This window comes from Coriobacteriia bacterium, assembly GCA_030652115.1.
Lineage (GTDB): Bacteria > Actinomycetota > Coriobacteriia > Anaerosomatales > Anaerosomataceae > UBA6100.
In genome coordinates, this window is sequence record JAUSBK010000010.1 from 176,351 (window position 1) to 202,624 (window position 26,274).

A 26,274-nucleotide genomic window follows, 5' to 3' on the forward strand; every position below is an offset into this window, starting at 1 on the left:
CTACTCGTTCGGCTTGACGACGTTCTTCACGGCATCCGTTGCCTTGTCGACCGTCTTCTTGGTCGCCGCACTGGCGCGGTCTACTTTGCCTTCTCGCTCCAGGCTCTTGTCTCCCGTCGCGTCGCCGACGGCTTCCTTCAGTCGGCCAATGGTCTCTTCCGCCTTGTGCTCACCCATCATCCTCGCCCCTTTCGGCAAGTCGCGGTGTCCGTTTAGTAGCCTCTACCCCGATTTCGCAGCACTGAAGACGATCGCAGCGGCGTGGCAATCACCAGACGGCCGACTCAGCATGTTCGAGCTGCGGTCTCCACTCCCTGGAGGGTCCTGTGCCAAACGAAACGGGGCCCCATTCGGGACCCCGCTGAGTACGCTGGTCGGGCTTGTTAGGCCGGTTTGTAGCCGTGGGAAGCGAACTCCGCTACTCCCCCCGTAGCAGCCCATCAATACACGCACTATTTCTTCTTGTCGGCAGCCTTCTTCTTGTCGGCAGCCTTCTTTCTGGCGTTGGCCTTCATACTGTCGGCAACCTTCTTTGCGTCGGCCCTCTTACTGGCGGCAGCCTTCTTCGCTTCGGCCTTCTTGCTGTCGGCAACCTTCTTCGCTTCGGCGATCTTACTGTCGGCAGCCTTCTTCGCTTCGGCCACTTCTGTCGCCTCCGATACCTGGGACTGGAAGGACTTGAGCCTTGGACGCTCCGCGTTGGCACATTCCAGCGCGAACAGTCGCATCGTTGTTTCTACCCGAATACGGCACCGGGCGCGGAGCGCGAATGTTGACTCCGCCGCGGGGACGCGACATCGACAAGGGGTCGCTTCTGGTGTCCCCTTGTGGTCGGGCTTACCGGCCGCGTTTGTTCTCTGCGATGTGCCGGGGCATGGCCATGCCCCCCACCGCGGACCAGCAGTCAGACGGCTAGCTGTCTGCCCGCTCCTTCACTGCAGTGGCCTTGTCGGCCACCTTGTCGCTCAGACTCCCGGCCTTCTCGCTCACCCCGTCGCGCGCGTCGTCGAATTTGTCGCCGAGGTCGTCCTTCACGGCCTCGACTGCCTCCTTGGTTTTCGCGACTGCCTGATCACGCTTACCCTCTGCTTCGAGCTGTTCGTTGCCGGTCTTGTCTCCGACCCATTCCTTCACCTTGCCTACGGCTTCTTCAGCCGCATCCTTGATCTTGTCGTCGAATCCCATCGTGACCTCTCTCCGTCGAGCGAACGCATAGTCGGTATGTTCCCAGTCGTGCGCTCGAGTCCATGTCGCGAGCATTCCCGCAGGTAAACGAAGCCACGCACCCCGAAGGTCGCATTCAGGAAGTGCTGCGCCGCCTCGGCGTGGGGCCGGTTGCCAGCGGGTCGCCGGGGGTAGACTCGAGTAGCCGGCCGGAACGAAGCCGCCTGACATGACGAGAGGGCGCCATGAAGCCCGTGGCCGACCATGATCCATACACTAGCAACCGTGTGTGCGATGACCCGAGCCAAGATCTACTTCAGCTCGGTAACGACGACGGACTCGAACCTCTCATCAATGAGTATCCGAGCGGGGAGCTCTGCAGGTACGTACGTGACGCCGCGCCAGGCTCCGCGGTTGGGAGTTGATTCGCGATGGACCTTCAGACCATAGGACGAATCATCCAGATCGCTGGCATCTCGATGCTGGTACTTGGCGCGCTTCTGTGGTTGGGCGGGCGCATGGGACTCGGGACGCTGCCCGGTGACATTCGCCTCAACGGTGCCGGCTGGGGCTGCTACGTGTCGATCGCGACATCGATCCTACTCTCGCTCCTACTCACGGTCGTGCTCAACCTACTCCTGCGCTTCTTCAACAAGTAACGAAACTGCGGCAGGGGGGAACTCGCGCTAGCGAGAATCGACAGGCGGTGCGAAGACGACGAGCGTGAAAGAGAAGGTCGACCGGGAGCTGCGCCGACCAGAGCTTGATCGCCGCCTGGTCACCGCGCTCGTCGTCGGCGTGCTCGATCGCACGCTGTTGCGCGTCGGCAACACAGAGTATCGCAACGATAACCAGTCCTACGGGCTGACGACTCTAGAGGACGATCACGTTGAACTTTCGGGACTCCGTCGAATGCGCTGGTCGGACTTAGCAGCCGCATCTGTAACCGCTGCACGTGTCAAGTGAAGTGAGAATCATGCCTTCGCGGCGGTGGTGCCACCCCTTCCAGTCTCAGCCGATCTCCAGCACGCCACGACGGCCGCCCTCATAGAAAGCGATCGTCACACTGTGCTTCCCGTCCTTCAAGGTCAGCATCCGCGCATCGCGGTCGGTGGCGAACTCGAGCTTGTCGCTGCGCTCCTGGTAGTAGGCGCAGACGTCCTCGAGGGACAGATCGGGCTCCTTCTCGCCGTCGAGGTCGGCGATGTCGAACTGCCGCCAGTACGCCGTATCCGTGCTGCGGTAGAGGTACTCGTAGTACTGCCCCGGCTACCTATGGTTGAGCCGGCCACCCCAGAAGCCTTCCACGAAAGCCCCCGCCATCAGCAGCGTCACGCCGGCGAAGTAGAGCGCGTGGGGCAGCACGTGGGCCGCGTCCAGTACGTCGAACGGGTAGAGGGCATGATAGACCACCAATGCGAGGCTCAGAGGAATCATCGCGACGGCCGTCCAGATCTTGATTCTGAACAGCTTGATCTTTGACGCTCCATAGCGGTACTTCCAGGTGAACCATCCGCTCAGGGTGACGGGGATGAGGACGATTGCCGAGACCAGGAGCGTGATGAACGCCGCATAATCCAGGCAGGGGTTCTTGGTGATCAGGTGCAGCGCCATGAATAAGAAAGCACCGGCAAGAGCGCTCACCGGGAAGTGAACCAGCACTACGTGCCAGTGGATCTTGTACTTGCGGCGCTGCTGCGACTCGGATGTCCGCCCCGCGATGTCAGCCTCCATACATGCCCCCACAGCCGATTCGGCTACTGTTCCTCTCTTCCCGTATCGGTCGACGGCCTACCTACGAAGATGGCCCGCCATGGCGAGCCTACCTGCCACCTGCGCACTCGCGGGACCGCGTCCGGCCGCTCCAGGGCCATAGGCGAAAGGGGCCTCGGTTCAGGTTTGCCTGCGTTCCGGCAGGTGAGCGAAACGAGGCACCCCGAAGGGTGCCTCGAAATGCGTTGGCCGGACTTCGTGGACGCGTTTGTAACTGCTGCATGTGTCAAGTGAAGCGTGACCTTGGGATTAGGAGTCCGTGGAGGTCAGCAGCTCGGCTCCCAGCCCTTGATGCTGCGGGAGCCGGAGACACTCTGGTAATTGTGGCGACCAGCAGTACTGCAAGTCCCGCTGGAGATATCGACCTTGAGTCGATCGAGCACCTGGAGAATCGCCCATCTCGAACCGTTCAGAAGTGGGTACGTACTCACGATATGAAGGGAGTAGCCATGCACCGACGCACAATGATGGTCATCATCACAATCTGTCTGACAGCGCTGCTGACGGCGACGATCGTTGGTTGTTTGAGCGTAGACAACTCGGACGGCAGCTCAGATGACGGGGGCGACATGATGGATAACGGCGGGTCAGGCGACGACATGATGGACAACGACGGTTCGGGTGGCGATCAAGGCAACGGCACGATGAACCCCTAGGAGATCGAGCAACACTCCAAGCGCGCCCTAGGTAGTGTGTCTGAACGCTCTTCGGCTCGCTGTTGGGTTGCCGAGTCTCACAAACGCAGAAGCCGACTCACGAGGGCGCCGGCTTCTGAAGTGGTATTGAGAATCCTTCGGTCACTTCTGGCTGGAACGAGGAACGGGACCCCTTTCGGAGTCCCGTTCCTTCGTCAGTTGCAGTCAGAATGACTGCCCTGTCAAGAGTTGGTCGGGCTGACAGGATTTGAACCTGCGACCCCTTGACCCCCAGTCAAGTGCGCTACCAAGCTGCGCTACAGCCCGATGATAATGATGACCTGCGGAAACCCCCTAATGGGACCACAGGTCGACGGCCGACCAAAGCCGCATGGGGAAGTATAGGGGGCGAACACTCCCCTGTCTATGCCACGGAAACCTGCCTGTCGTACCACTGCTCGACCCTGAGCCCACCTGCATCGTGATGCCCCGACAAGACATGTGAGTACGTATCAAGAGTCATCGAGGGCTTCTCGTGTCCCATCTGAGCCGCCACCCACACGGGGTTCTCCCCTGCCTCCAGGTTCCACGTCGCGAAGGTGTGACGCATGTCGTGCGGATGCACGCCCACCAGTCCAGCCGCCGCACACGCCCGCTTCCAGACCTTGTAGAACTGCGACCTACTGGACTGGGGCAGTCGCTTCGGAGTTGGAAACACCAACCCCAACGGAGTCGCTGGACACTCCACCTTCCAGCGCCCTAGCTCGGCGACTACCCTGGTCGACAACCTCACTGCGCGGAAGGCCTTCTGCGTCTTCAGGTTCACGTCCAGGGTACTGTCCTCACGAAGCTGCCGACGCACGTGCAGGTATCCGGACTCCAGGTCGACATCCTCCCAGAGCAGGCCCTGCATCTCGCTTCGTCGCAGGCCAATGAACGGCCATACGCTGAACATCACGCGATAGCCGTCATCAGCGGCACCAACTAGGCGCTGGTGCTCCTCGCGGGTCAGCACTCGAACGTATCCCACTCGCCGTTTGTCAGCAGGGAGATTCCGCAGCTTGCGCACCGGGTTTGCGTCGCAGTATCCCGATTCGACGGCGTGTTCCAGCACAGTGCCAAGCGCCTTGACGTAGCCGTTCACCGTCTTGTCGGCCTTTCCGGAGCGCTTCAGCCACGCAACGTACTGTTGCACACTCTCGCGTGTCATTCTCCGCACGCTCTGCCCCTCGCCAAAGAAGCGGAGTGCTGGCTTGAGCGCGTGGGCGTACCAGTCTCGGCTTGTCGAACGCAGCTGAGCACTCTCCCGAAGGACCGTCGTGCACAGTTCTCTCAGGGTTGTGTCCTTCGGCTTGACGATGAACCCCTGCGTCCTGAGTGCAATCTCCGCCTGACGCCCTGCGTTCTTGGCGGCCGCCAGGGACGGATACGTGCCGACGTGAACCTTTCGACACAGTGTTGAATCCCATATCTGAACGCGATACTTGCCACTTGCCCGCTTTTCGATTGTCAATGCACTACCCCTTTCGAGTTCGTCGTCCAGACGGGAAAGGGGCCAGGCTGCCCTGGCCCCTCCATCGTATCACCACATGCGGTTTGCGCTTCGTCGCCACGTGCGCTTTGCGCTTCGCCACCACGTGCGCTTGGCGCTTCGTCTTCCAACCTGGCCTCATGCCACGTGTTGTTGAGCCTGCTCGTCGAGCAGCCTTGTGTGCGCCTCTCGATGACATGAACGGCAAAGGTACCTAACCTGCAGTGGCTTGAAGTAGTCGTCGTGATGAGCCTCGATAACCCCATCCTTGGGTCGAAGCCCACAGCCCCTGCAAGCCTTGGGCCTCTCGTACGGTACAAGCAGGGCGTTCGCCGCCTGCCTCGCAGCCACCTTATCGCCGGTGTCCTCAGCCCTCAGGCACGCCGCCATACCGATTCGAAGGCGCATGTCCTCCTTCCCCGCCTCGTACTGGAGGTGGCTTGCCTGTCGCTGTGCCTCGGTCCTTTCCCCCGCAGCCACGCGACGCTTCGCCCTCCTATGCGTCTTCGACGCTGTAGCTCGGCAGACTAGTGAGCAGTACTTCTGCGCCTTGCTGCGAGGCTGATACGGGTCCCCACAATGCTCGCACTCGTGTCTTCGCGCCTTGGAGCTCATGAATCACCTTCTTCGTTGTCTGTGCACAGGCACCCGGGCTGGACAGCCTTGGCGCTGCAGCGGATGATTGCAGGGCCCACCACGCGCACTGGCCGAGCCTCCATAGGAGGAGCCATGATTACTGCTGGTGGGTTGGGATTGCTTCGAAAGCAGTACCTGGAGGACATGCAGTTGCTGTCCGCCGACTACGCTGCACAGCAACTCGGTGTGTCCATCCGTTGGTTCTACAGTGGCGCTGCGAGACGAGCTGGCGTCCCCGTCATTAAGGTCGGCGGATACCTGAGGGTTCGCGCGCGCAAGTTGGACCCGGCGGTCGGAAGGCCTCACGCAGCGCGCGCCTGGCCCGGCCCCCATTCGCCTGCCGCGGAAGAGGTGTCCTCCGTTAGGAGGATTCTCCTATCGCCGCCTGAGGTAGCATCACTGCTCGGAGTCTCCACCGGATGGCTCTACGGCAGCAAGCGAGACCCCGCGCCAGCGGTGAGGGCTGGCCTGCCACTGCGAAAGCTGGGCGGATACCTCCGAGTCAGCGTCGGCGACCTGGAGGACTGGTTGGACAGCCTGGAAGACGCGCAGCGGGTGCCGGGTGGCCGCGACGTCACAGCCAAGTGAGTCATTCGGAGGACTACCGAACAATGACACCGCATGGCTGCATCGACCGTCCTAGAGCGGAAAAGCGCTGGCAGGCCGGCAGTAGAGTCAAGAGACAAGAAACCCGGCACGGAGATGGGTCGGTAACAGTGACACACTCGAGTTTTGGAGTGCCTTCGTTCTCCAGTCCAGTCTGTTCCTGGTTCCACGTCCTTGTGTCCGTCTGTTCTTCAGTTCCTTAGTTCTTATGGGAGCTAGAGAGCCGTGGTCGGCTCAGCCTCGTTAGCTGGCGCCTCCAGTGGATGGAACAGTTGCAGTACGTGCCTGTCCCTGCTGTCCTCGCAGAGCGGGTAGACCAACCCGATGTCAAGCAGACCTCTCAGCGCATGAGCGATTTCGCCAGACGAAAGGCCCAGCGACAAGTGCGGAACCATGCCCGCGATACCGTGTCTCAGGTACATATCAGGCTCGAGGCACGCTGCCACTCTGGGGAGCAGGCCGTCCCCCGCGGCCACCAGGTACATTGCGAGTAGGATGACAAGTCCCGCGACGTCCTGAACCTCCGCCAGGACAGGTTCTGTGCCGCCTCGACCATCCAATAGACGCCACGGCATCTTGACCAGTTCTGCGCTCCCGAGTCCACGATATGCGTGTCGGTCCTGCAATCTCGGCAGGACTTCTTCATCCGAAGCCGTTCCGTCGAATGGGGCGGCGGGACAGCCGACGATTGTCCTCGGCGAAATGAACCGGACGTTCGACATTTCCATAATTAGACCCTTCTTCACCAACCCCTCCGTCGCCTGACGCCATGGCTTCTTCGTCAACCACAAACGCTCTCGAGCAGCCTTCTCGCCCATGAGCGATACTCTCTGAACTGGCGTGTAGCCTCTGCAGTGCAACAGGTACACCAGCAGTTCGTTTCGGTTGAGATTGAGCCTTGACCGAGCTTCCAGGAGCTCTGAGCGGGCATAGAAAAAGCGCGTCTGGGACGCGCTCGCAAGGCTCGCAGTATCGCATTCATTCGGTGGTCGCTGGACTCGCTTGGTAGTCGGTGCCGCGTTCGCCTCAGCCGCGGTCAATAAGCGCTCGTTCGATGCAGTCACACTAGTGTCCAGGGTCACCCGAACACGCCAACATGCTGTCGATTGCCGCTTTGGACAGTAGTATCCGGCCGCAGATTCTAAGCGCCGGAATCTCCCCTCGTCGAATACCCTGATAGCACGTGTTGCGACCGATTCTGAGGTAGTCAGCCGCTTCCTGAACCGTCATCACCCCTGGCGAATAGCCAGACCCGCCTTTTCCCACGGACTCCATCCCTTCATCATGTGCGGATTTCCCAGACGGCACGATGCATTGACTTGCCCACTAACAGCTCGTTCCTCCAATCCATTCGAGTCTCGTCGTACCGCCCTGGTGTCTTCCATTATACGGACGTTTCCTACAGTTTCGGCATTTTGGCACGACCCCGAGCATGCACATGGACCGGGCTTCCTACTCACCCTGCCCGTCCCGCAGGTCCTCGACACGCTCCGCTATCAGGTCTCTGTCCCCAGCGAATCCGGCGACCTTCATCTCGGAGGTTTCGAATACTAGGAGAAGCCAATCACCTACCTCCACCCCCCACTGCGCGAGCGCCGGACCTATGCCGCTGACTAGTCGTCCATCAACCGTGAACTCAACAGGGCGCCCATCAAGGATGTCGTCAAGGATGTACTTTCCGTCCAGTAGGCCTCTTGCGCGTTTAGGCACAGGCAAGTCCCTGCGCCTGAGGCTCGCTGCGCTAAGTCGATAGGCCAGCCAGAAGCCGCCCTCATCGACCTGACCGAACCCCTGTGCCACGGCATCTGGTCGGACTGTCCCGGGGTTGACAGCCAACTCGTAGAGTTCCAAAGCGGAGACCTCACGACCCCTCAGACCGTACACACCCCTGGCGTACCGGGTGATGCATGCAGAGTTCATCAGGACTTGGTGGAACCGCTGGCCGCTGCAGTCAGTCTCCGACTCGACCACGGCCCTTATATCCTGGGCGCGCATCGCCGGTCCGAACTCAAGGAGAGTCAGCGCAATACCAAGCTCCGCGCCCTCCATACATTCGGCCGGTCGTATTCCTCTCGGACGAGCATGGTCCCCGTCGACCTCAACCCACTCCTGCGTCATGCAGAGCGCCTTGAGGACGCTCGAGGGGGGTGCGTAGTTCGCCATTCTGCGGTCTCGGCGGACTGCATTTCGCAGGTCGTGGAAGCTCACTATCTCAGCAGTAGAGACCGCTTTTCGCATCCGATTCAGTACCCGATTCCTCCCGGCGCTGGGTATCCAGTACCAGTCTGCGTCGAGCCACGAAGCCTCAGGGTCTGCGTCCACGAACCTCCTCAACGAGGCCTCACCCAGCTGCATTCCGAGCTCAGCTTCGAGCGCTCTACCGAGCTCCTCTACAGTCAGAGCGCCTCGCCTCGTTGTCAGGTACGCGGAGATGCGATGTACCGCCACCGGGAGCTCTAACGCTGTCTCCTCACCAAAGCCGCAGCTCCGCCCGAGTAGCGCGGATGCCTTCTCGAGACTGTCAATGCTGAACGGGTTCAAAGTGACACCCTCTTGCGCAAGGGCAACCGGCGCTTCCAGTCGAGTCAGCTTGCGGTCCCTTACAAGGGCAATCGCGCTATCCAAGACCGGGGCATAGACCGCGAAGTGCTGCGTCCGATTCCAGGTCTCGAGTCTCTCCAAACTCGACTCGAATCGATACACTATCTGACGCACCCTCTCGCGGGTCACCCCGAAGCGCTGCCCCACAGTCTCGAGCCCCTCAGGCGGTGTCCCGTCAAGACCGTATCTGTGCACCGTGACCTGAATATTCCTGGACTTCTCAGAGAAAGACTCCAGGATTGCGGTGAACTCCTCCTCTAGGGTGAGCGCCTGGGCCTCTTGCATGCCCGACTTGAGCGCATCGAGCAGGTGGTTCGTCGCCTGCAGCCTCTCATACGGCAGCTGTTCAGAAATCTCGGCAACACGATTCAGAAGCACCCCCAAGGACGCCTCATGCAGCCCTGTCACTCGGCACAACTCGTTGACCTGTCGCCCAAACCGAGGGTCACCTACTGTAGGCGCCTCCCCATTGCGAAAACTCCCGAGCATCTCGGTACACAGTCTCCGTGCGTCCGCCGCAGCCACCGCGAAAGCGGCACCAAAGCCCCAAAGCTCAAGACCCGCAAGGAGGTCTAGCAGACAGCGTGGGCCGAATCCCGGAAGACGGAGCAGAAACTCAATCCTCGTCGCGAGCAACGCCCGCCGTGAATCAAGCAGCCCAGCGCCGTGCAGCACGCCCAGGGTGGCTGATGAGAGTGTCAGGCGCCCCAAGGATTCAGCACTCGCGTAAGCACCAAGCCGAGTGTCTCCCAGCTCCCGCAGCAGGGCGTATCCGGAACGCGCTAGCTGGACCTCAATCAGACGGACGGCCTCGTCAGGGCGGAGACCGAGCCCCGAGCTCCAGTACGAGGCATCGAGCTCAGATAGGTAGAGATAATGCTTGGACGGGTCGAGACCGGCGCAAGGAAGCATGCATTCGGCGTCTGTCAGGAATGGTGCCAAGGCGTAGGGTGCAAGCGGATACCCTCGTCGGGGGAAGTCGGCAACTCGAACACCTACCGGCATCAGGGGAAGAATGTCGAGTACGTTCGGGCACATCCTCTACTTCTTCCTGCCACCTAGTAGTGTCGTGTTGATTGCCCTAATCTCGTCCTCTTCATGAGACGACGCGTCAAGGCCAAGGCTTGCCGCTGCGGCACTTCTCGCGGCCCGCGGAATGCGCTCGAGCTGGGAGCTATACCGTTCTCGTGGGATGCCATATCGAATGCAGATGTTGTTGAGCCTGACCGTGCGCCTTAGTCCCCTAACCTGCTCATCTCGCCACCCATCCGCCAAGAAGTACTCGTCCCGGGTCTGGCTCTTGGCGCGTGGGTCGTAGCCATCCACGTACCTATCCAGCGGCCGATACCGGCAATCGGACACCTGTACGCCCCACTCAGAGCATTGCTCGACCTTTGCAAAGACCTCCTCTGGAGCTCGGTCATGGTTGTACAGCATGAACACCTGCAGTTGGCGGTTTGAGTAACCGGCATCTCGCAGAATGTCGAGCTGGGTGAGGATGTTCTCATCATCCGCCAAGGGGCCATCCCAAGCGATGCGGGCATTGCGGAACCTCGCAGCCTTCAACAGGGCCGCTAGGTGAGGCTTCTCCTGTAGTATCCGGCCGTCAAGCCCGCTCTGGCTCTCGCAACTTATGACCCTCCCGTCCAGCCGGAAATCCGCAAGTTCCTCAAGGATGTTCTCGATGTGGGGATTCGCAAGGAGGTTGTTGTCATAGAACACCACCTTGGGCTTAACAATCTCGTTCTTGATGGTCTTCTTCGCCTTGTACTTTGGCTCGATTCGATAAGTGCCGCAGAAGTCACACCGACGAACACAGCCACGAGATGCGTGGACTATCTGGTAGTCAGTCTCCACCAGGTCAAAAGCAGGTGCCTCGGCCTCTGCCTCCGGGTGTATGCCTTCATGAACCTCGTCAGATCCCGTGAACTCCTTGCACTCCTTCGGCGCCAGCGATGCGTAGATTCCTCCAACCCTAATCAACGCACCTGGGAACAAGCTCCGAGCGCCTTGGACGGCCTCGCGCACGTACTCAGACCAGAATGTGAACAGTGATGTGACGTACACCTCATCCGGTGTGAATCCGTCAAGCGGGTCACCCCAGACGACAAGTTTCACGTCGTCGCCTAGGCTTCTGCGCCAGGCGCCAATCTTCAGGAGCCCGACTGGCAGATAGTCTCTGTGGAAGTGGCTCTTCCTGGGAACCGGAAAACGGGGCTGGACCAGAAGTACCTGCGCCACTACTCTCCCTGCCCGTCCTGCCGGGCGAACGGCCACTGAACTTCTGACTCGCTCGCGGCCGTGAAGACCTGCGCGTTGAGCCAGAAGCGGAAGACGTCCATGTCCGCGAGCTTCTCCTCCAGCATGTCGATACCTGCATTGGCGTAGGTCTCCGCAATCGCATAGCACTCATTCATGCTGGGCGGAGAGCTCGAGGGTTGACTAGCGAGTCCAATCGCCGCCATCAGTCCGCGGTCGGCTGCGCTCAAGCCGCTTGTCTTGATGTAGCTATCCTTGCGACCCAGAGGCTTGGAGGTCGACATTCTGAAACCGTACGAGGCGGCCAGTAGGAAGGCCTCCTTGTTTTCGGCTCTCGACTTTTCTGTAGACAAGGCCTGGACCAGGATGCCGAAGAGCGCCTTCTTGTCGGTTTCCACGTACAGGTTGGTTGCTTCGTTGCTCTCCATCTCAGCGCTCCGTCACACTCGTGGACTGTTCTCGTTGGTCGAAGGCCATGTCCATGACCTTCAGGGCAGGTAGTGAAGCCCTCAGTGCTGTGATGACAGCATCATCGAATTCGCCGGGCTTCATAAGCAGGGCGAGCTGCCGGTCCTTCAGGTTTTCCCCAATGCTCTCTGCAACGCTGACTCGTGTTGACGGGTCCAGGTTCACGAGCGGACTATCGAAGATGAGCGGAGGGCTATCGAAACCGGATACCTCCCCCAGCGCCTGGCCGAACGCTATGGCGAGGCACACATTCTCTCCACCACTCAGGCTGCCAGTAGCTTCCCATCCATCCGACGTGTCCACGGATACGTGATAGTCGTCATCCACCGTCGCCGCGGTGTAAGTCTCGCCCTTCCATACCATCATGTGCTTGAAGGCCGTGTCTAGAGCCCCAGAGACCCTCGCCCGAGCGGTTCCGAGCAGGTCCTCATAGACCTGCTCGGCGGCATCCAGGCACCTTTCGGTGAATTCCAGGGATGCAGCAGTCTTCTGTCTTGAAGCGTCCTTCCTTAACTCAAGCTTGTAAGCCTTTTCGGTCTTCTCAAGCTGTGCCTGCGCGCTGTCTCTGTCCTTCTTGTCGGAGGTTATGGCCTTGTCAGCGTCCGACAGCAGGTGCTGGGCCTTCGCCCTCTGGTCCTTGACAAGGCCCACCTCGGGGTTGACTCCGCCCAGCGCATCGAGAGTGTTGCCGTGCTCCACTACAGCGTTTTGGCACCTCGCAATTTCCGAGTCCAGGGTGGACATCTGTTCTCGGACTTGCGAGGTCTGACGCTGGAAGGTCGCGGCTCGGTCTCGCCCAACCGCTATCCCGCTCTCATGCTCCATCAGGAACTGTCCGAGCTCCCCAACACGCATCTTCTCGGGCAAGAGCGATTCGACCTCGGCGTACTCTGTGGTGCCTGGTGTCAGCGGCCTGCGGCAGATGCACGACTGCCTTGATGGAGACAGTAGCTCTCTTAGATACTCCGCATCGATTGGGGGAGGATACCTGTGCGCGGCCTTCTCGGTCGCCACCAACCGCTCGGCTTTGACCAGCGCATCCTGCGCCAACACGAATCCGGCGGAGGCAGCTACTGTCGTCCTGAGCTGCTCCTCTAGAGCGACGTAGTTGCGCTCTGCTTCAGCCAGACCAGACCGGGCCGCCTTCAGCTTCAGGTCCGCCTCGTAGGCGTCCTGATGCACTTCGAGCTTGGCATCAAGCTCCGCGATTTCTGCAGCCAGAGAGTCGACTGCATCAGTCTTCTTGGCGATTGCCTCGTCGAGGTTCTGAACTCTATCCGTGTAGTCACTCACATCTTTGGCCAGGCGTTCCAAGTGTTCGCCCGCCCCGCCGCCAGAGACGCTGAACCAGTCTCGTCTCACGTCCCCCAGCCGCTTGATGAGCCGCTCGAGCACGTCAATCTGTGCGATGGACAAGACAGCCTGCTGGACCTTGTCTGATTCGGTGTCATGAATGAACTGCTGCATGCGCTCAAGGTTCAGCATGTAGTAAGGGCGGATGCGATTGGGGAGGTATCTCTCGACCCACTCCCTGGCCTCGTCCTGCCCGAGGGTTGTCCAGTCGGAGTTCGGTTGACTCAACTGAACCGTCAACTCCGACTTGCCTTTCGGCTCCACGTGAGTGGGACCCACAACCCTGAACGCCCGCTTCCGGGTAATACGCACCGAAGTTCGGTCGTCTAGCATGAAGAGAAGCTGGACCGAAGCCTCCGGCTCCTCTCCCGGTTGCAGACCCTCCCCTAACCTCCCCTTGTTCACGAAGGGCAGGCTCCTATTGCCGTCGACGGCGTAGAGCTCCTCATCGTAGAGGCACCAGTTGATTGCGTTGAGCAGGTTTGTCTTCCCCGCTCCCACGTGGGCCACCAGGAGCGTAGCTTGACTCAGCTCACCGTCCTTCGGCAGCTCCAGGTCGCGATACTGGCGATAGTTCCGTATGCGAATCTTGGCCAACCTCATTGCGCGCCTCCGCTCGCAGAGGACTGTCCGCTGGGGAGGTGCTTCTGCAAGAGCATCTTGTACTCGCTCTTGAACGAGCGACCGCTCTCGGACCCCTGCTCGAAATCCACTAGCTCGAGCAGACACTCCTTGACGCCAGGGTCAGTAGCAAGCTGCTCAATCTTCTCGATTATCGACTTGTCGCTCATCCCATCCTCACAGTCACTAGTCCAACAGTTGCCCAAGCTCGCCTAGCACTCTGGCGTGCACTTCTGCGCCGTTCTCCGCAGTGGATGCGAACTCATTCAGTCGCTCCAACTCCTTCCTGAACAGTCTGATTTCCACGTCTCGCAGTTGGGCATCGCCAGACTCACCAAGCCCCGGCCTGACGAGCACGTCATAGATGACGGCTCTATGCTTTCCAGGAGCTCTTCGAAGTAGGCGTCCTCTCCGCTGGATGAACTCCGTTGGGTTGGTCGAACTTGCGAGAATCAACCCAACACGCGCTGACGGCACATCAACGCCAGCGTCGAGACACTTCATGGCAATCAGCACGGGAATGTCGCCGCTCCCGAACTTCTCCAGCAAGAACTCCCTTTCGCTCATCCCACCATATCGAGCTTCGGGCTTGGTGCCCTCCGCACCCGTAAACTCGGAGAACACCAAACAACGACCAGCCAAGACTTGCTCCACCGCCAGCATCTGTTGCCTGTCAAAACAGTAGATGATGAGCCGAGTCACATCGGGACCCAGCTCCTGAAGCACATCGTCCAGAGCATTCAGCTTCTGCCGCGCGCACTTCACCACACTCGCCCTCATGAAGAGGAACCTCTCGTCGAACGACTTATCGCCGTCGGACCCACCCGAAGCCCAGCCCGCCTGCGCCGCCTTCTTCGTCAGCGCCACGTAGTCGTCAAGCTCGTCATCCTCTAGTGATACAAACAGCGGCTTGTAGGTGTAGGGGGTCAAGATGGTCAAGGACGTACCGGGGATGACAGTCCTCAGAGCCTCCTCAATCATGAAGGAGTATGGCTCGTGCCCGAAGTAGTCCTCGAGAACCGCCGTGCCTTCGTCGTCGAACCACCTGTACGGCGTCGCGCTTAGCCCCAGTCGAGCGGTGTAACTGCTCGACAACGCCGCGCGTAATCTCGAGGCGCCGAGTCCATGAACCTCATCGCCTATCAGCATTGCTTCGGCAATCGGCGACCTTCCCACCAACTCCACGGCAGACAGGAAATCGTCGCCAGCAGCGGTATTCTGGACGGCGACGACCACCCCGACCCTCCGGGTCCCGGAGGCGACGCGTGAGGCGCACTCCAATACCGAGCTTCTCCACTTGGCGTTTCCGCCGTGAGCAACGACAGTTGGCACGCCCGGGAAGAACCTGGTCACATCCCGCATCCATTGCGTTGCCAAGTGCTGATACGGAACAGAGATAACGAGGAGAGTGTGGGGATTGGCTTCGGAGTAGCGCCTCGCGCACTCTAGGGCGGTGACTGTCTTGCCCGTCCCGGTCGCCATTTGGAGTAGTTTGCGACACCCGCTCTCAAGCCATGCGTCTACCGCCCGAAGTTGGTGCTCCCACAGTCCAACCGGGCAAGAGGAGACTGCCGACGCTGGAGAATAGGCCTCGAGGCGCAGCTCGCTTAGGGAATCCGGTGCGTACTCGAGAAGTTTGCGGGACACAGCTTCCGGGACGCTCATGACCCGTGCACCGGGGACATCATCGTTCCAGTAGCGTTCGAACAGGCTGACATCGTCGGCCACGTATGCAGCCTCTACCGCTTCCCAGCTGCGGAAGACCTTGAAGTGCTCAAGGTTGTCCAACCACCCAGAAGCAGTCTCATTCATCGAGCCGCTGAACGACACTTCATTACCCGAGGCGTCTCTGAGGATGCCAATCTTCTGATGGAAGAGCCCCGAGCCATCAGCGGCTGCGGGTACCGCTACTCTCATCTCGAGCGTGCCGTTCCTGAGCATCCAGCACATGGCACGGACGTGGTCACGAGCAAGAATGTCTCCCAGGGTGTCGAAGTCGAGTGCTTGGAGCATGAACTCGCCAAGTCGCTCGCCAAGCGATTCCCGCGACAACTCCGCTAGTGCGACAGCATCAGCGCTGCTCAAGCGTGGCGAACAAATCAGCCTGATGCGACCTCCATTCTCGAGCAACCCCGAGATGCCCCGCGCGGCCACAGCTAGTGAAGTCGATGAGAAGAACCCGGCAATCCGGTCGTAGCTCAGTGAGGCAGACAGTGCCGGGACGTAGAAGGAGGTCAGCACCGACCGGCCCATCTCTCCGGAATCGTAGCTGCGGAGAAGGTCCAAACCCTGCAATCCCATCCGAGCTCCCATCCCGCATGGTGGGGCGAGTTGCGTTGCGGGCGAGTCGTGTCCCACCCACATCGTCCCTACGATACCAGTCCGCACCGACACGGCCATCGATACGGGAGTCCCCTTCGCGAAATGTTACGCGCACGCGAAAACGCCTTCGAATACAAATCACCCTCGGGGGGGCCTGGGGGGGGTCGTTCCAGGCGATTCTTGGGGCTGTACAGGGGAAGTGATGTACGCCACAGCCAGTTGAAGAAAGGGAGGGCGTGGACCGAGAGGGCAAAACAAAGCCCTGGCAGATGGCATCTCTGCCTGTCTGCCAGGGCGTTCCCGTCTGGACGACTGTTGACCCCCAGTCAAGTGCGCTACCAAGCTGCGCTACAGCCCGAATCTGCGCCACCCGAGGGCAGCGAAGCATCATAGTACGGCTCGCGCGACGTCACATCAAGCGCCGGACCGCACGCTGTCGCACTAACGCACCATCAGCTGCAGTTCGGAATAGGGGTTCACGGCACTCGGCCGATGGATTTCGAAGTGAAGGTGCGGCGCGCTCGCGCTCGCGTTCCCGGTGCTGCCGACGTACCCGATGACCTGCCCGGCCACGACGCGCCCTGAGCCGACCTCGATCGACTGCAGATGCGCGTAGTAGTAGCGCGTGCCGTCGTCGGTCTCGAGCCACAGCGTGATCCCGCCGAGGCTGCTGCCACCCGAGGTCACCGTGCCGTCTTTGACCGCCACGAGCGGTGTGCCAGCGGTGGCCATGATGTCGGTACCTTTGTGCCTGCGGCCGCCGCTGCGCGGGAAGCCCCAGCTGTCGATGTACTCGTTCGGTCCGGCCACCGGGAAGAGGCCGCAAGCGGCGATCTGCTCGGCGCGTACACGTGCAGCCTCCGCAGCCTGCGCCTCGGCAAGGGCGGCCTGCGCCTCGGCGAGGGCGGCCTGCGCCTCGTCGGCTTCGCGACGCGCGTCGGTGACCTCGGCCACGAGCTCAGCCCGATCAGCCACGAGAGTCGAGACTTCGTTTGCGATGGCGTTGCGGATCCGCCGGGCCTCGGCCCCGGCAAGTCGATCGCGCGCGGAATCGAGCCGCGCGTCGTGCCACTCCAGGGAGTTGACCGCCCGCGACTCCGCAATACACGCGGTCGTTGACTCAGCGGTCAGCGAAGCGACGGTCGGGGTGGGAGTGGTTGTTGCGCTCTCGGGAGGCAGCACGGCGGCTTGAGCGGCTGCCGGCGCCAGGAGCGCGGTCATGATCAGTGCGGTGAACGCCGTAAGCGCGGTTCTACGCTGGTAACTCATGGGCCTCCAAAGGCCGGGAACAGGTCCCTGCCGAAGGCGGGAATACGCCTGCGACAGCCGTGTACCCTACGCAAGCCCGATGCCAAGCCGGCCTGGTGAGGCTTTGAGCGGGCGGAATCCACACGAACTCCACACGGGAGATGCGCGCGGCTGCCATGCAGGGGCCTGATCAGCCCGCTTCGGCCTTCCTGCGCCGCCGCCGACGCCAAATCGGCTGCACGAGGCGCAGAAGCGCATAGCCGAGAAGCGCCCCCGCTGCGTTGAGGATGACATCGTCGATGTCCACCGAACGTGTCCGCCCGAGCACGTCCACGAACCACTTCGCCAACTGAAGGCCCTCGATGGCGAGCGAGATGGCCAGTCCAGCGGCCAGGACGCGCTTCCAGCCGTCGAGCTTGCGCCACGCCACCGGGCCGAGCGCGCCCAGCGGCACGAGCAGGAGGAGATTCCCGAGGAGGTTTTCCCACGCGATTCGGCCAAGATCGCTCGCCAGATAGAGCTGGATCGTCTCGAACGGCACGAGGTTGATCGAATTGCGCCAGTGGGGATCGAGCTCCACTCCCGATCCGGGCGGACCGATCTCGACGGGCAGCAGCGTCATCGAGATGACCAGCGCTGCGTAGAAGACGCCAAAGAGGCGCGAGAGGATCGTGCGACGCGCGGCACCCGTGAGCCAGCCGTGGATGGCGAGCACCGCCGCGAGCGCAGCCGCGGCGAGGAACGCAGTCCCTGAGTGGATGTACAGCTGCGACCCGGTCACTCGGCGCGCCGGCCCCCGAGCAACGTCGCCACCCGGTCCACGATCGCACGAGCGATCGCGCGCTTCGGCAAAACGCCGAGGGGCTCCACGCCATCTGCGCTCACGACCACGACGCTGTTGTCGTCGGTGCCGAAGCCGAGCGCCGGGTCGCTCACGTCGTTCGCGACGATGAGGTCGCAGCCCTTCGCGACGAGCTTCGCCTTCGCATTGGCTTCAACATCGGACGTTTCGGCCGCAAAACCCACGAGCACGGCCCTCCCGCCGCGCGCGCCAAGTTCGGCAAGGATGTCGGGGTTGCGCTCGAGCTCGATCGCGCCGGGCGCGTCGGTCTTCTTGATCTTGTCGACGGCCGCCGTCGCCGGCCGGAAGTCGGCCACTGCCGCCGACATCACGATCGCGTCGGCCGCATCCGCACGCGCGAGCACTGCGGCGCGCATCTGCAGCGCCGTCTGGACCCGCACGACCTCACAGCCGAACGGATCGGGCAGGTGCGACGGGCCGGTCACGAGGAAGACGCGGGCGCCGCGCCGCGCGGCCTCTTCGGCGATGGCAAAACCGGTCTTGCCCGAGGAGTGGTTGCCAATGTAGCGCACCGGGTCGATGGGCTCGTGCGTGCCACCGGCGGTCACGAGGACGTGCTTCCCCACCAGGTCGCGCGAGCGGCCGAGTTCGGCCTCGATCGCCGCCAGGATGGTCTCGACCGGTGCGAGTCTCCCCTCGCCCACGTCGCCGCAGGCGAGCTCGCCGCGCTCGGGATCCACGATCACGGCGCCGCGTGCCACAAGCGCGGCCACGTTGCGCTTCGTGACGTCCTTGCGCCACATGTGGACGTTCATGGCTGGCGCGATAACGAGCGGCGCCTCAGTCGCGAGTGCGGTCGTTGTGAGCATGTCGTCGGCACGCCCGTGCGCAAGCTTGGCCATCACGTTGGCGGTGCAGGGCGCGACCACCATCACGTCGGCCTCCTCGGCGAGCGAGATGTGATGTACCTTTGCGTCCGGTTCGTCCGCCCACATCGATACCGTGACGGGCTCCGCCGAGAGCGTGCGGAACGTGAGCGGCGAGACGAAGCGCGTTGCTGCCTCGGTCATCACGACCTTCACACGATGGCCGCGCTTCACGAGCGCACGCACGAGCTCGCACGTCTTGTACGCGGCGATGCCGCCGGTCACGCCCACGACGACGGTCTTCTTCTCGGCTGACACTGCGGCACCTCCTCCCGACCCCCGCAGTATGCGACAGTAGCAGCGCGGGGCACAAACTCGCCGCCCGGGGTACAAACCGTTTCGTACCCGCTCCCGAACTGCAAGGAGGCGTCACCGTGCCACTTCCGCCCAAAGGAAGCGAGCTTCGCATCAAGATCGGCGGCGAGGCGGGCTTTGGCATCAAGGCCGCCGGACAGATGCTCGCCCGATCGTTCGTAGACGCCGGGCTCGAGGTCTTCGACCTCACCGAGTATCCGTCGCTCATCCGCGGTGGGCACAACACGTACACCTTGAGGGTCAGCCCGACGGCCATCTCAAGCCACGTCGAGACTGTGGACGTGCTGATAGCGCTCAACCGCGAGACCGTGGACCGTCACCTCGACGAGATGATCGAGGGCGGCGCGGTGATCTTCGATCCCGAGAGCACCTCAACCGAGGGATGGCTGCCGAACTCGAAGGTCCGCCCGGTGCCGGTACCGCTCGCGAAGTTCGCCAAGGAAGCCGGCGGGCCGATCATGGCGAACACCGTCGCCCTTGGCGCGGCGCTCGCGCTCGTACACTTCCCGCTCGAGTTTCTGGTGGACTCGCTGCGCGCGCAGTTCGCGCACAAGGCACCCGAGATCGCCGAACAGAACGTGGCGGCCGCAACCGTCGGATACGGCTACGTAGCCAAGCTCGCCGGGGACTTCTGGATGGGCGTGGAGCCCAATCCGGACGCACCAAAGCGGCTCCTGGTGGACGGCAACGAGGCGGTGGGGCTCGGCGCGCTCGCAGCGGGCATCGGCTTCTACGCCGCCTACCCGATGACCCCCGCCTCGTCGCTGCTGCACTTCATGGCGGCGCACGAGCGCGACGCAGGTGTGGTCGTGAAGCATACCGAAGACGAGATCGCCGCGATGAACATGGTCGTGGGCGCGGCCTTCACCGGCACCCGAACGATGTGCGCGAGCGCAGGCGGCGGCTTCGCACTCATGGTGGAGGCGTTCGGCATGGCGGCGGTGAGCGAGAGTGCCGTCGTCGTGGGCGTGTTCACCCGCCCCGGACCGGCGACCGGTCTTCCCACCTGGACCGAGCAGTCCGACCTGCGTTACGTGCTCCACGCCGCGCAGGGCGAGTTCCCTCGTGTGGTGCTCGCCCCCGGCGACCGCACCGACGCCTTCGAACTAACCTGGAGGGCGTTCAACCTCGCCGACCAGCTCCAGACGCCTGTCGTCATCCTCGGCGACAGCTACCTGTCTGACAACCGGGAGACGGTGCCGTACTTCGACCTTGAGGCGGTTGCAGTCGACCGAGGGAAGCTCGTGGCCGAAGGTGACGTCGCGGACCACCCTGACGCTCTAGATGAGGCTGGACGTTACCTCAGGTACAAGCTCACGGATTACGGCGTCTCGACGCGCGTCCTGCCAGGTGTGACCGGAGCAATCCAGCTCGGCAACTCGTACGAGCATGATGAGTACGGCTACGGCTCCGCGGGCGAGTCGGCCGACATGCGCGAAGCCCAGAACGACAAGCGTATGCGCAAGCTCGAACTCGCTCGCACGCTCGTGCCGAGACCGGCGTTGTTTGGCGCGGATACCGCGGAGGCTGATGTCGCGGTGCTCTTCTTTGGAACCACCAAGGGTCCCGTGCTCGAGGCGATGCGCTGGATCGAACCCGATGGCGTGAAGGTGGCCGCCATGCAGGTCGTGACGCTCTGGCCCTTCCCCGCCGATGACGTATCGGTGTTCCTCGGCGCGGCCAAGCGCACGCTGATCGTGGAGGGCAACTACACCGGGCAGCTGCAGGGGCTCGTGCGTGAACAGTGCCTGCGCGACGTGGAGGACACGCTCCACCGCTACGACGGGCGGCCGTTCTCGCCCGAGATGGTCTACGAGAAGCTGAAGGAGGTGGCCGAGAATGCCTGAGGTCTCCGAGATCACCGGCGCGCTGGCGCCCACGTGGTGCCCCGGTTGCGGCAACTTCCAAATGCAGAAGGCGCTTTCCGAGGTGCTCGCCGAAAGCGGCATGCGCTTCGAGGACTACGTGATGGTGTGGGGCATCGGCTGCCACGGCAACGGCGCCGACTTCTACCGCTCACAGGGCTTCCATGGCCTGCACGGTCGCGCGCTCCCGCTCGCGACCGGCATCGCGCTCACCAACCCCGACCTCAAGGTGATCGTGGAGATGGGTGACGGCGACGGCTACGGCATCGGCGGCAACCACTTCATCCACTCGGTACGCCGCAACATCAACATGGTGGCGATCTTCCACAACAACCAGATATACGGCCTCACGACGGGGCAGGCCTCTCCCACCTCGGACCAGTTCATGAAGACGCCGAGCACCCCGGGCGGCGTGGTGGAGGAGCCGGTGAACCCCGTTGGCGTAGCGGTGGCGCAGGGCGCGTCCTTCGTGGCACGCGGCTTCGCGGGCGACGTGGAACACCTGAAGGACCTCTACCGGCAGGCACTCGCCCATAAGGGCTTCGCCGTGGTGGACGTCTACCAGCCCTGCGTGACCTGGAACAAGATCAACACCTTCAAGTGGTTCCGCGATCGCGTCTACAAGCTCGAGGAGACCGAAGGCTACGACCCGACGAACCGCACGCAGGCGTTCGACGTATCGATGTCGACCTTCCACGAGCTCACCTGCGCGCCGGACGAGTGTAAGATCCCGATCGGCGTGTTCTACCGCGAAGAGGACTCGTTCACCTACCAAGACGGCCTGCCGCAACTCGACCGGCCGATGTGGAAGCATGCATCCGAGCCGAGGGACATCTCGGCGATCCTCGAGAAGTACGAGTAACCGGCGGGCCCGGGTGTCCCGTACTGCGTAGTCCTCGCAGGGGGCCCTCGGCCTTCGCGGCGCTCGCCCGCGCCGCGTTCGGCCTCCCCCTGCTGCGGAGTGACTCCGTACGGGACACCCCGACCCGCGTCCGAGGCCTTCCCAAGCAGTCCCTCGAACCCACAAGTACTACTCGATCAGCGTGACGCCGGGGAACGCGGCATGTGCCCGCCTGTCGGCCGAGAAGAGCTCCGCATCCAGCATCGCGGCGATCGCTGGAGCGCAGGCGTCGTATACGTCGCATCCGAGTGCGGCTGCCTGATCAAGCGTCCTTCGCATCACATGGGCAACCGGCGGAACGGTGACCATCCCGGCCGTGGAGAAGAGCTCAGCCGCACGGCGAGCCGGCACATCGCCCGCTTTGCGCTTCACGGTGCGAAGGACCTCGTACACGAACAGATCCGGGACGACGAGGGTCACCTCACCCTCGGCCGCCGCGTGCAACAGCGCGAGTGCCTCCGCGCGACCGGACTCCAGAGTGAACCACTTCACGCCGACAGATGCGTCAAGCACGACGAGCCGACTAGGCATCCGAACCGCCCGAACGCTCCTCGATGATCCGCAGAATGACCTCTGCGTCACTTGCGCCGTCAGGGGCGTGGCGCAAACCGATCAGGAACTCGCTGGCGCTGACCTCGGGCATCATGTCGTTGTCGGCCCACATGGCCGCGACCTCGTCGGCGATGGCGATGGCGCGCTCCACGCCGGCACGCCGTTTGTCACCAGCGCGCGACGTGACGTACTCGGCCAACGCCTCCTGCACGATGGAGCTGCGGCTCCGTCCGAGTGCCAGCGCGTCGGCGTCCACGTGTTCGAGCAGGTCATCGGGTATGTAGACGTTCACTTTGGCCATGGCGCGCTCCCAGGGTACTACCTTATAGGTACTACCTCCCGAGAATACTGCCGCCGCAGTCAAGACGCAAGCTGAAGACGGCTAGAGATTCGATTCGCGCTTCATCGCGCCCAGGACCGCTATACTCTAGATTACATACGGTTTCAAATACGTTAACCTGTACGTACTAGTGTGCAATCTTGGAGGTGCCTCATGCCCCAGCTCCGACCTTCCACTGACGTCCGACCCGTGACCGAGTTCCGGGCCAATGCCTCGGCGATCATCGAACACGTGCGCTCGACGAGACGTCCACTCATCCTCACGCAGCATGGGCGGAGCGCGGCGGTCCTGTTGGATCCTCAGGTCTTTGAGGATCTCGTCGCTGAGAACGAGCTCCTCCGCCACTTGGCGATCTCTGAGACTCAGCTGGCCGCGGGCGAGGTCATCGCCCACGAAGATGTCGTCCGCCGCATCAGGGAGAAGTACGGGTTGTGAGAGTCGCGTGGACCGAGCATGCGTACGCGCAGCTGGATGAGGCGATGGCCTTCATCGCGCGGGACAAGCCGCAGGTCGCGGCCGAGTGGCTCGATCGCATACTCGACTCCGCGACAGACCTGGCCGACTTCCCCGATCTGGGCCGCGTTGTCCCAGAAGCGGCACGCAAGGACATCCGCGAGCTGATCATCAGCCCCTACCGATTGATCTACCGCAGGGATCCCGATTCGGTCACCGTCACAATGGTTCTTCACGAGCGACGAGTGCTGGATGAGGATGCGACAATCGCGCGGGATGGCCAGACCTAAGCGGAGTCACTCCGCAGCCGGGGAAGGCGCCGAGGAGGCATGTCCTCCGAACGCGCCGCGGGGGCCCCCGGCGAGGACTACGTAGCACGGTACTCGGAGGCGCCCAGTCCGTCACAGCATGCTCTCCCACCAGGTCGCGAGCCTGTCCGCATGGTGGCCGTAGACGAGCACGATGTGGTTGCCGAGCGGCGAGGAGAGCAAGTCGCTCACGTCGCCACGTGAGAGCGCGATGCGCACCTGCGTGCGGCACAGGTTCTCGGCGTCACCAGTGGCCACGATCTCCCCTTCGGCAAGCCAGAGCGCGTCCATCATCGAGCCGCCGATGCGCAGCAACGTGACCGGCCCGAGCGGCAACATCCCCTGGATGCCGATGCCGAGGCCGGATTCGAAGTGTGAGCGCAGGCGGTACGCGTCCACCATCGTTCGCGGCACGGTGCAGTGCGCGAGCAAGAGCGCGTTGGCCTCCTCGTCGATCCCCGAGGGGTTGGCCATCCACGGCGTCTGGCCGGTGAGCAGTTGCGCCCACATCAGGCCGACCGTGCTCACGAGATCACCCTCGCAGCCGGCAATCACGCCGGTGTCGGTGAGCTCCGAGAGCGCGAAGCAGCCGCTCGTGCCGCGCTCAAGCACGATGTCGAAGCAGCGAAGCGTGAGCGCGTCGAGCCGGTGTGTGGCCACGAGCGCGCGCAGGCCTTCGTAGACGCGCGCAACCGCGGTGAGGTCATCCGCCGAAGGCTCGAGCGTCTCGGTGGCGTCACGCGAAAGCGAAGCCACGCCCGCCTCCACGTCCGTCTCGGCAGCGGCATCCATCGCGGCGGTCAGGTTGTCGAGCGGGATCGGCACCACCTCGGGGCCCCACACTTCGGCGACCACCGCAGGGTCGGGCGAGCTTGCCACCAGCCAGTCGGAGGGCGCACCCACAAGCCCGATCCGCGCCGAGTGGAGCGCCGCACGCACACGCAGGTCGTGCAGCGCGCTCTCGAGCGCGGCGAGACCCTCGGTGTCGTCGGGACCGCGGAGGTAGACGATGCGCCCCTGTGCGCCGTCCTGGTGCAGGCGCGCGAGCACCTCGAGTGACGCCGGCAGCGAGTTGTTGCCCGGGTGCGCCACGAGCAGCACCGGCTCGCCGGGGTGCGCCGCCTCACGCTGCTCGTGCAGATCGAGGAGCGCGCGCTCGGTGCCGCCGGTGGCCATCACGAAGCACAGCGGATCCGGATCGCCGAAGTCCCCGGCATGCCACCGCACGCCGCCGAACGATTCGAGCTGCGCCATGTACATGGCCACGACGGCCTCTTCCTGACCGGCGCCGGCAAACGGCGGGACGACCGGAACGAACCCGAAACGTGCGGACATAGCGCGGCTCCTCGCGACGACGACCGGACAGAAGTGAAGGTACCCCATCGCGAGTAGCTCGCGTTCGGGTATGCTCGGCATCGGTGTTGCTGCACGCACTCTCATCCGCTCCGATGGAGGCCCTCTGTGCGCCGAACGCTCGTGATCGCGCTGCTGCTGCCCGCCCTGCTCGCGGGCTGCTCGGTCGGGTTGCCTAAAGGCGTCATCTACCCGTCCATAACCCTCGACCAGACGGTCACCGACGACATCCCCGTGACCCACTCGTTCGTCTTCGAGGGACAACAGGTGACGCTCAACGTGACCGTGGACGGCAGCCTGTACGCGGGTGCGGTGGCCGCCGAGAAGACCGTCACTCGCTTCGGCAATGCGCGCGAGAACGACTGGATCGAGGACTACTGGCCGGCGTTCATCAACGAAGAGCACCAGGAGGAATTCTACGCCTCGCTGCTCGCAGCGCTCAGGCAGGTGCGCGACAACGCGGGACTCGATGCCGACCGGTATGGCGAGCTCATGACCGTGTACGTGCAGTCGCTCGCCTACCAGACCGACCCGGTCGACCTCGAGCCCAAGTTCCCGGTGGAGACGTTCGTGGACGGAGCCGGCGACTGCGACGACAAGACGCTCCTGCTCGCGGGGCTGCTCTCGCGCGAGGGGTACGACGTGGCGATCCTCATGTTCGAGCCCGAACAGCACGTGGCGCTCGGCATCCGCTCGGAGGACATCGGCTACCTCGACACCGGCTACGCGTTCGTGGAGACGACCGCCGAAGGATTCATCGGCATGGTGCCGGACAGCTTTGGCAGCGGGGTGACGCTCACCAGCGAGCCACGCGTGTTCGGCGTGGACGGCGGCACGCTTGCCTACACCGCCGGTGACGACGTGCGGGGCATCCTCGACGGCCGCACCGAAGCGATTGCGCGCGCAGCGGATCTGGCGTCGCAGATCGATGCGGCTGATGCCGAACTCGCCAGCCTGCAGGCGGAACTCGCAGCCGCACAGGCCGAACTCAACTCGCTCAGGTCGAGTGGACGCACCGCCGAGTACAATGCCGCGGTGCCCGAGTACAACGCACTCGTGGACGAGTTCAACACAGCGGCCGATCGGCGCAACGACCTCGCCAACCAGCACAACGCTCTCGCCGCCCTCGACCGGCTCGTGGTGGAGGGCCTGCACGACCGCGCGGGTACGTACGCGGCGATCACGACCGCGCTGCAGTAGCGTTACCGCGCTGCGGCGACGGGCCGCCCCCATCTCCATCTG

The 26,274-nt window shown here is 62.9% G+C and carries 27 protein-coding genes, 1 tRNA gene and 1 pseudogene; 9 read left to right on the top strand and 20 right to left on the bottom strand.

Annotated features, from left to right (window positions below):
- From Q7W51_08790 to Q7W51_08800, 3 genes and pseudogenes are all read right to left on the bottom strand, one after another.
- Positions 1-177, bottom strand: a complete 177-nt coding sequence (locus tag Q7W51_08790) for a CsbD family protein (GenBank protein MDO8848466.1) — start codon at positions 175-177, stop codon at positions 1-3.
- A 275-nt stretch (positions 178-452) separates the two neighbouring features.
- Positions 453-644 (bottom strand): hypothetical protein, encoded by a 192-nt coding sequence (locus Q7W51_08795; protein ID MDO8848467.1) that lies wholly within the window; start codon positions 642-644, stop codon positions 453-455.
- 382 nt (positions 645-1,026) lie between these two features.
- Positions 1,027-1,185: pseudogene (locus Q7W51_08800) on the bottom strand (CsbD family protein).
- A gap of 410 nt (positions 1,186-1,595) precedes the next feature.
- Between Q7W51_08800 and Q7W51_08805 the strand changes: the two are divergent.
- A complete protein-coding gene (locus tag Q7W51_08805; GenBank protein ID MDO8848468.1) occupies positions 1,596-1,823 on the top strand; it encodes a DUF2905 family protein in 228 nt (75 codons plus the stop codon).
- 64 nt (positions 1,824-1,887) lie between these two features.
- Complete coding sequence (locus Q7W51_08810) at positions 1,888-2,130, top strand: hypothetical protein (GenBank protein MDO8848469.1); 243 nt, start codon at positions 1,888-1,890, stop codon at positions 2,128-2,130.
- Positions 2,131-2,433: 303 nt separating this feature from the next.
- On the opposite strand, the gene Q7W51_08815 is transcribed toward Q7W51_08810, so the two are convergent.
- Positions 2,434-2,898 (bottom strand): hypothetical protein, encoded by a 465-nt coding sequence (locus Q7W51_08815; GenBank protein ID MDO8848470.1) that lies wholly within the window; start codon positions 2,896-2,898, stop codon positions 2,434-2,436.
- A gap of 488 nt (positions 2,899-3,386) precedes the next feature.
- On the opposite strand from Q7W51_08815, the gene Q7W51_08820 reads away from it, so the two are divergent.
- Positions 3,387-3,593 (top strand): hypothetical protein, encoded by a 207-nt coding sequence (locus Q7W51_08820; protein ID MDO8848471.1) that lies wholly within the window; start codon positions 3,387-3,389, stop codon positions 3,591-3,593.
- 229 nt (positions 3,594-3,822) lie between these two features.
- Here Q7W51_08820 and Q7W51_08825 read toward each other — a convergent pair.
- The 3 genes from Q7W51_08825 to Q7W51_08835 all read right to left on the bottom strand — a co-directional run bounded on the left by Q7W51_08825 (position 3,823) and on the right by Q7W51_08835 (position 5,583).
- Positions 3,823-3,899: transfer RNA gene (locus Q7W51_08825), tRNA-Pro, on the bottom strand.
- A 97-nt stretch (positions 3,900-3,996) separates the two neighbouring features.
- On the bottom strand, positions 3,997-5,085 hold the full coding sequence (locus Q7W51_08830; protein MDO8848472.1) for a site-specific integrase: 1,089 nt from the start codon (positions 5,083-5,085) through the stop codon (positions 3,997-3,999).
- 156 nt (positions 5,086-5,241) lie between these two features.
- Complete coding sequence (locus tag Q7W51_08835; GenBank protein MDO8848473.1) at positions 5,242-5,583, bottom strand: hypothetical protein; 342 nt, start codon at positions 5,581-5,583, stop codon at positions 5,242-5,244.
- A gap of 249 nt (positions 5,584-5,832) precedes the next feature.
- On the opposite strand from Q7W51_08835, the gene Q7W51_08840 reads away from it, so the two are divergent.
- Positions 5,833-6,327, top strand: a complete 495-nt coding sequence (locus Q7W51_08840; GenBank protein ID MDO8848474.1) for a helix-turn-helix domain-containing protein — start codon at positions 5,833-5,835, stop codon at positions 6,325-6,327.
- Positions 6,328-6,560: 233 nt separating this feature from the next.
- On the opposite strand, the gene Q7W51_08845 is transcribed toward Q7W51_08840, so the two are convergent.
- The 10 genes from Q7W51_08845 to coaBC form a co-directional block, all read right to left on the bottom strand.
- Entirely contained in the window at positions 6,561-7,163 is a 603-nt protein-coding gene (locus tag Q7W51_08845; protein MDO8848475.1) for a hypothetical protein, read from the bottom strand.
- 634 nt (positions 7,164-7,797) lie between these two features.
- Positions 7,798-9,324 (bottom strand): hypothetical protein, encoded by a 1,527-nt coding sequence (locus Q7W51_08850; protein MDO8848476.1) that lies wholly within the window; start codon positions 9,322-9,324, stop codon positions 7,798-7,800.
- A gap of 663 nt (positions 9,325-9,987) precedes the next feature.
- The gene (locus Q7W51_08855) at positions 9,988-11,187 is read right to left on the bottom strand and encodes a Fe-S oxidoreductase (protein MDO8848477.1); all 1,200 of its coding nucleotides are present in this window, start codon (positions 11,185-11,187) and stop codon (positions 9,988-9,990) included.
- Positions 11,187-11,633, bottom strand: a complete 447-nt coding sequence (locus tag Q7W51_08860; GenBank protein MDO8848478.1) for a hypothetical protein — start codon at positions 11,631-11,633, stop codon at positions 11,187-11,189. Before Q7W51_08860 ends, Q7W51_08855 begins: the two co-directional genes overlap by 1 nt.
- A gap of 1 nt (position 11,634) precedes the next feature.
- Complete coding sequence (locus Q7W51_08865; GenBank protein MDO8848479.1) at positions 11,635-13,629, bottom strand: AAA family ATPase; 1,995 nt, start codon at positions 13,627-13,629, stop codon at positions 11,635-11,637.
- Complete coding sequence (locus Q7W51_08870) at positions 13,626-13,817, bottom strand: hypothetical protein (GenBank protein ID MDO8848480.1); 192 nt, start codon at positions 13,815-13,817, stop codon at positions 13,626-13,628. Before Q7W51_08870 ends, Q7W51_08865 begins: the two co-directional genes overlap by 4 nt.
- Positions 13,818-13,833: 16 nt before the next feature.
- Positions 13,834-15,948 (bottom strand): DEAD/DEAH box helicase family protein, encoded by a 2,115-nt coding sequence (locus Q7W51_08875; protein MDO8848481.1) that lies wholly within the window; start codon positions 15,946-15,948, stop codon positions 13,834-13,836.
- 462 nt (positions 15,949-16,410) lie between these two features.
- The gene (locus Q7W51_08880; GenBank protein ID MDO8848482.1) at positions 16,411-17,238 is read right to left on the bottom strand and encodes a M23 family metallopeptidase; all 828 of its coding nucleotides are present in this window, start codon (positions 17,236-17,238) and stop codon (positions 16,411-16,413) included.
- Positions 17,239-17,407: 169 nt separating this feature from the next.
- A complete protein-coding gene (locus Q7W51_08885) occupies positions 17,408-17,998 on the bottom strand; it encodes a VanZ family protein (protein MDO8848483.1) in 591 nt (196 codons plus the stop codon).
- Positions 17,995-19,203 (bottom strand): bifunctional phosphopantothenoylcysteine decarboxylase/phosphopantothenate--cysteine ligase CoaBC, encoded by a 1,209-nt coding sequence (gene coaBC / locus Q7W51_08890; GenBank protein ID MDO8848484.1) that lies wholly within the window; start codon positions 19,201-19,203, stop codon positions 17,995-17,997. Before coaBC ends, Q7W51_08885 begins: the two co-directional genes overlap by 4 nt.
- Before the next feature lie 116 nt (positions 19,204-19,319).
- Here coaBC and Q7W51_08895 point away from each other — a divergent pair, with 116 nt between their 5' ends.
- Together Q7W51_08895 and Q7W51_08900 are read left to right on the top strand one after the other, a co-directional pair.
- Positions 19,320-21,107: a 2-oxoacid:acceptor oxidoreductase subunit alpha gene (locus Q7W51_08895; GenBank protein MDO8848485.1), complete on the top strand. Its 1,788-nt coding sequence runs from the start codon at positions 19,320-19,322 to the stop codon at positions 21,105-21,107.
- Positions 21,100-21,987: a thiamine pyrophosphate-dependent enzyme gene (locus tag Q7W51_08900; GenBank protein MDO8848486.1), complete on the top strand. Its 888-nt coding sequence runs from the start codon at positions 21,100-21,102 to the stop codon at positions 21,985-21,987. The genes Q7W51_08895 and Q7W51_08900 overlap by 8 nt, the downstream gene beginning before the upstream one ends.
- 168 nt (positions 21,988-22,155) lie before the next feature.
- On the opposite strand, the gene Q7W51_08905 is transcribed toward Q7W51_08900, so the two are convergent.
- Together Q7W51_08905 and Q7W51_08910 are read right to left on the bottom strand one after the other, a co-directional pair.
- Positions 22,156-22,557, bottom strand: a complete 402-nt coding sequence (locus tag Q7W51_08905) for a type II toxin-antitoxin system VapC family toxin (protein ID MDO8848487.1) — start codon at positions 22,555-22,557, stop codon at positions 22,156-22,158.
- Positions 22,550-22,879: a ribbon-helix-helix protein, CopG family gene (locus tag Q7W51_08910; GenBank protein MDO8848488.1), complete on the bottom strand. Its 330-nt coding sequence runs from the start codon at positions 22,877-22,879 to the stop codon at positions 22,550-22,552. The genes Q7W51_08905 and Q7W51_08910 overlap by 8 nt, the downstream gene beginning before the upstream one ends.
- A 192-nt stretch (positions 22,880-23,071) precedes the next feature.
- Here Q7W51_08910 and Q7W51_08915 point away from each other — a divergent pair, with 192 nt between their 5' ends.
- Both Q7W51_08915 and Q7W51_08920 read left to right on the top strand, forming a co-directional pair.
- A complete protein-coding gene (locus Q7W51_08915; GenBank protein MDO8848489.1) occupies positions 23,072-23,353 on the top strand; it encodes a type II toxin-antitoxin system Phd/YefM family antitoxin in 282 nt (93 codons plus the stop codon).
- Positions 23,350-23,661: a type II toxin-antitoxin system RelE/ParE family toxin gene (locus tag Q7W51_08920; protein MDO8848490.1), complete on the top strand. Its 312-nt coding sequence runs from the start codon at positions 23,350-23,352 to the stop codon at positions 23,659-23,661. The genes Q7W51_08915 and Q7W51_08920 overlap by 4 nt, the downstream gene beginning before the upstream one ends.
- A 111-nt stretch (positions 23,662-23,772) precedes the next feature.
- Here the strand turns inward: Q7W51_08920 and Q7W51_08925 are convergent, their stop codons facing one another.
- Positions 23,773-25,014: a hypothetical protein gene (locus Q7W51_08925; protein ID MDO8848491.1), complete on the bottom strand. Its 1,242-nt coding sequence runs from the start codon at positions 25,012-25,014 to the stop codon at positions 23,773-23,775.
- A gap of 126 nt (positions 25,015-25,140) precedes the next feature.
- On the opposite strand from Q7W51_08925, the gene Q7W51_08930 reads away from it, so the two are divergent.
- Positions 25,141-26,232 carry a hypothetical protein gene (locus Q7W51_08930; GenBank protein ID MDO8848492.1) on the top strand — a complete coding sequence of 364 codons (1,092 nt, stop codon included), beginning with the start codon at positions 25,141-25,143 and terminating at the stop codon, positions 26,230-26,232.
- The last annotated feature ends 42 nt before the right edge of the window (positions 26,233-26,274 follow it).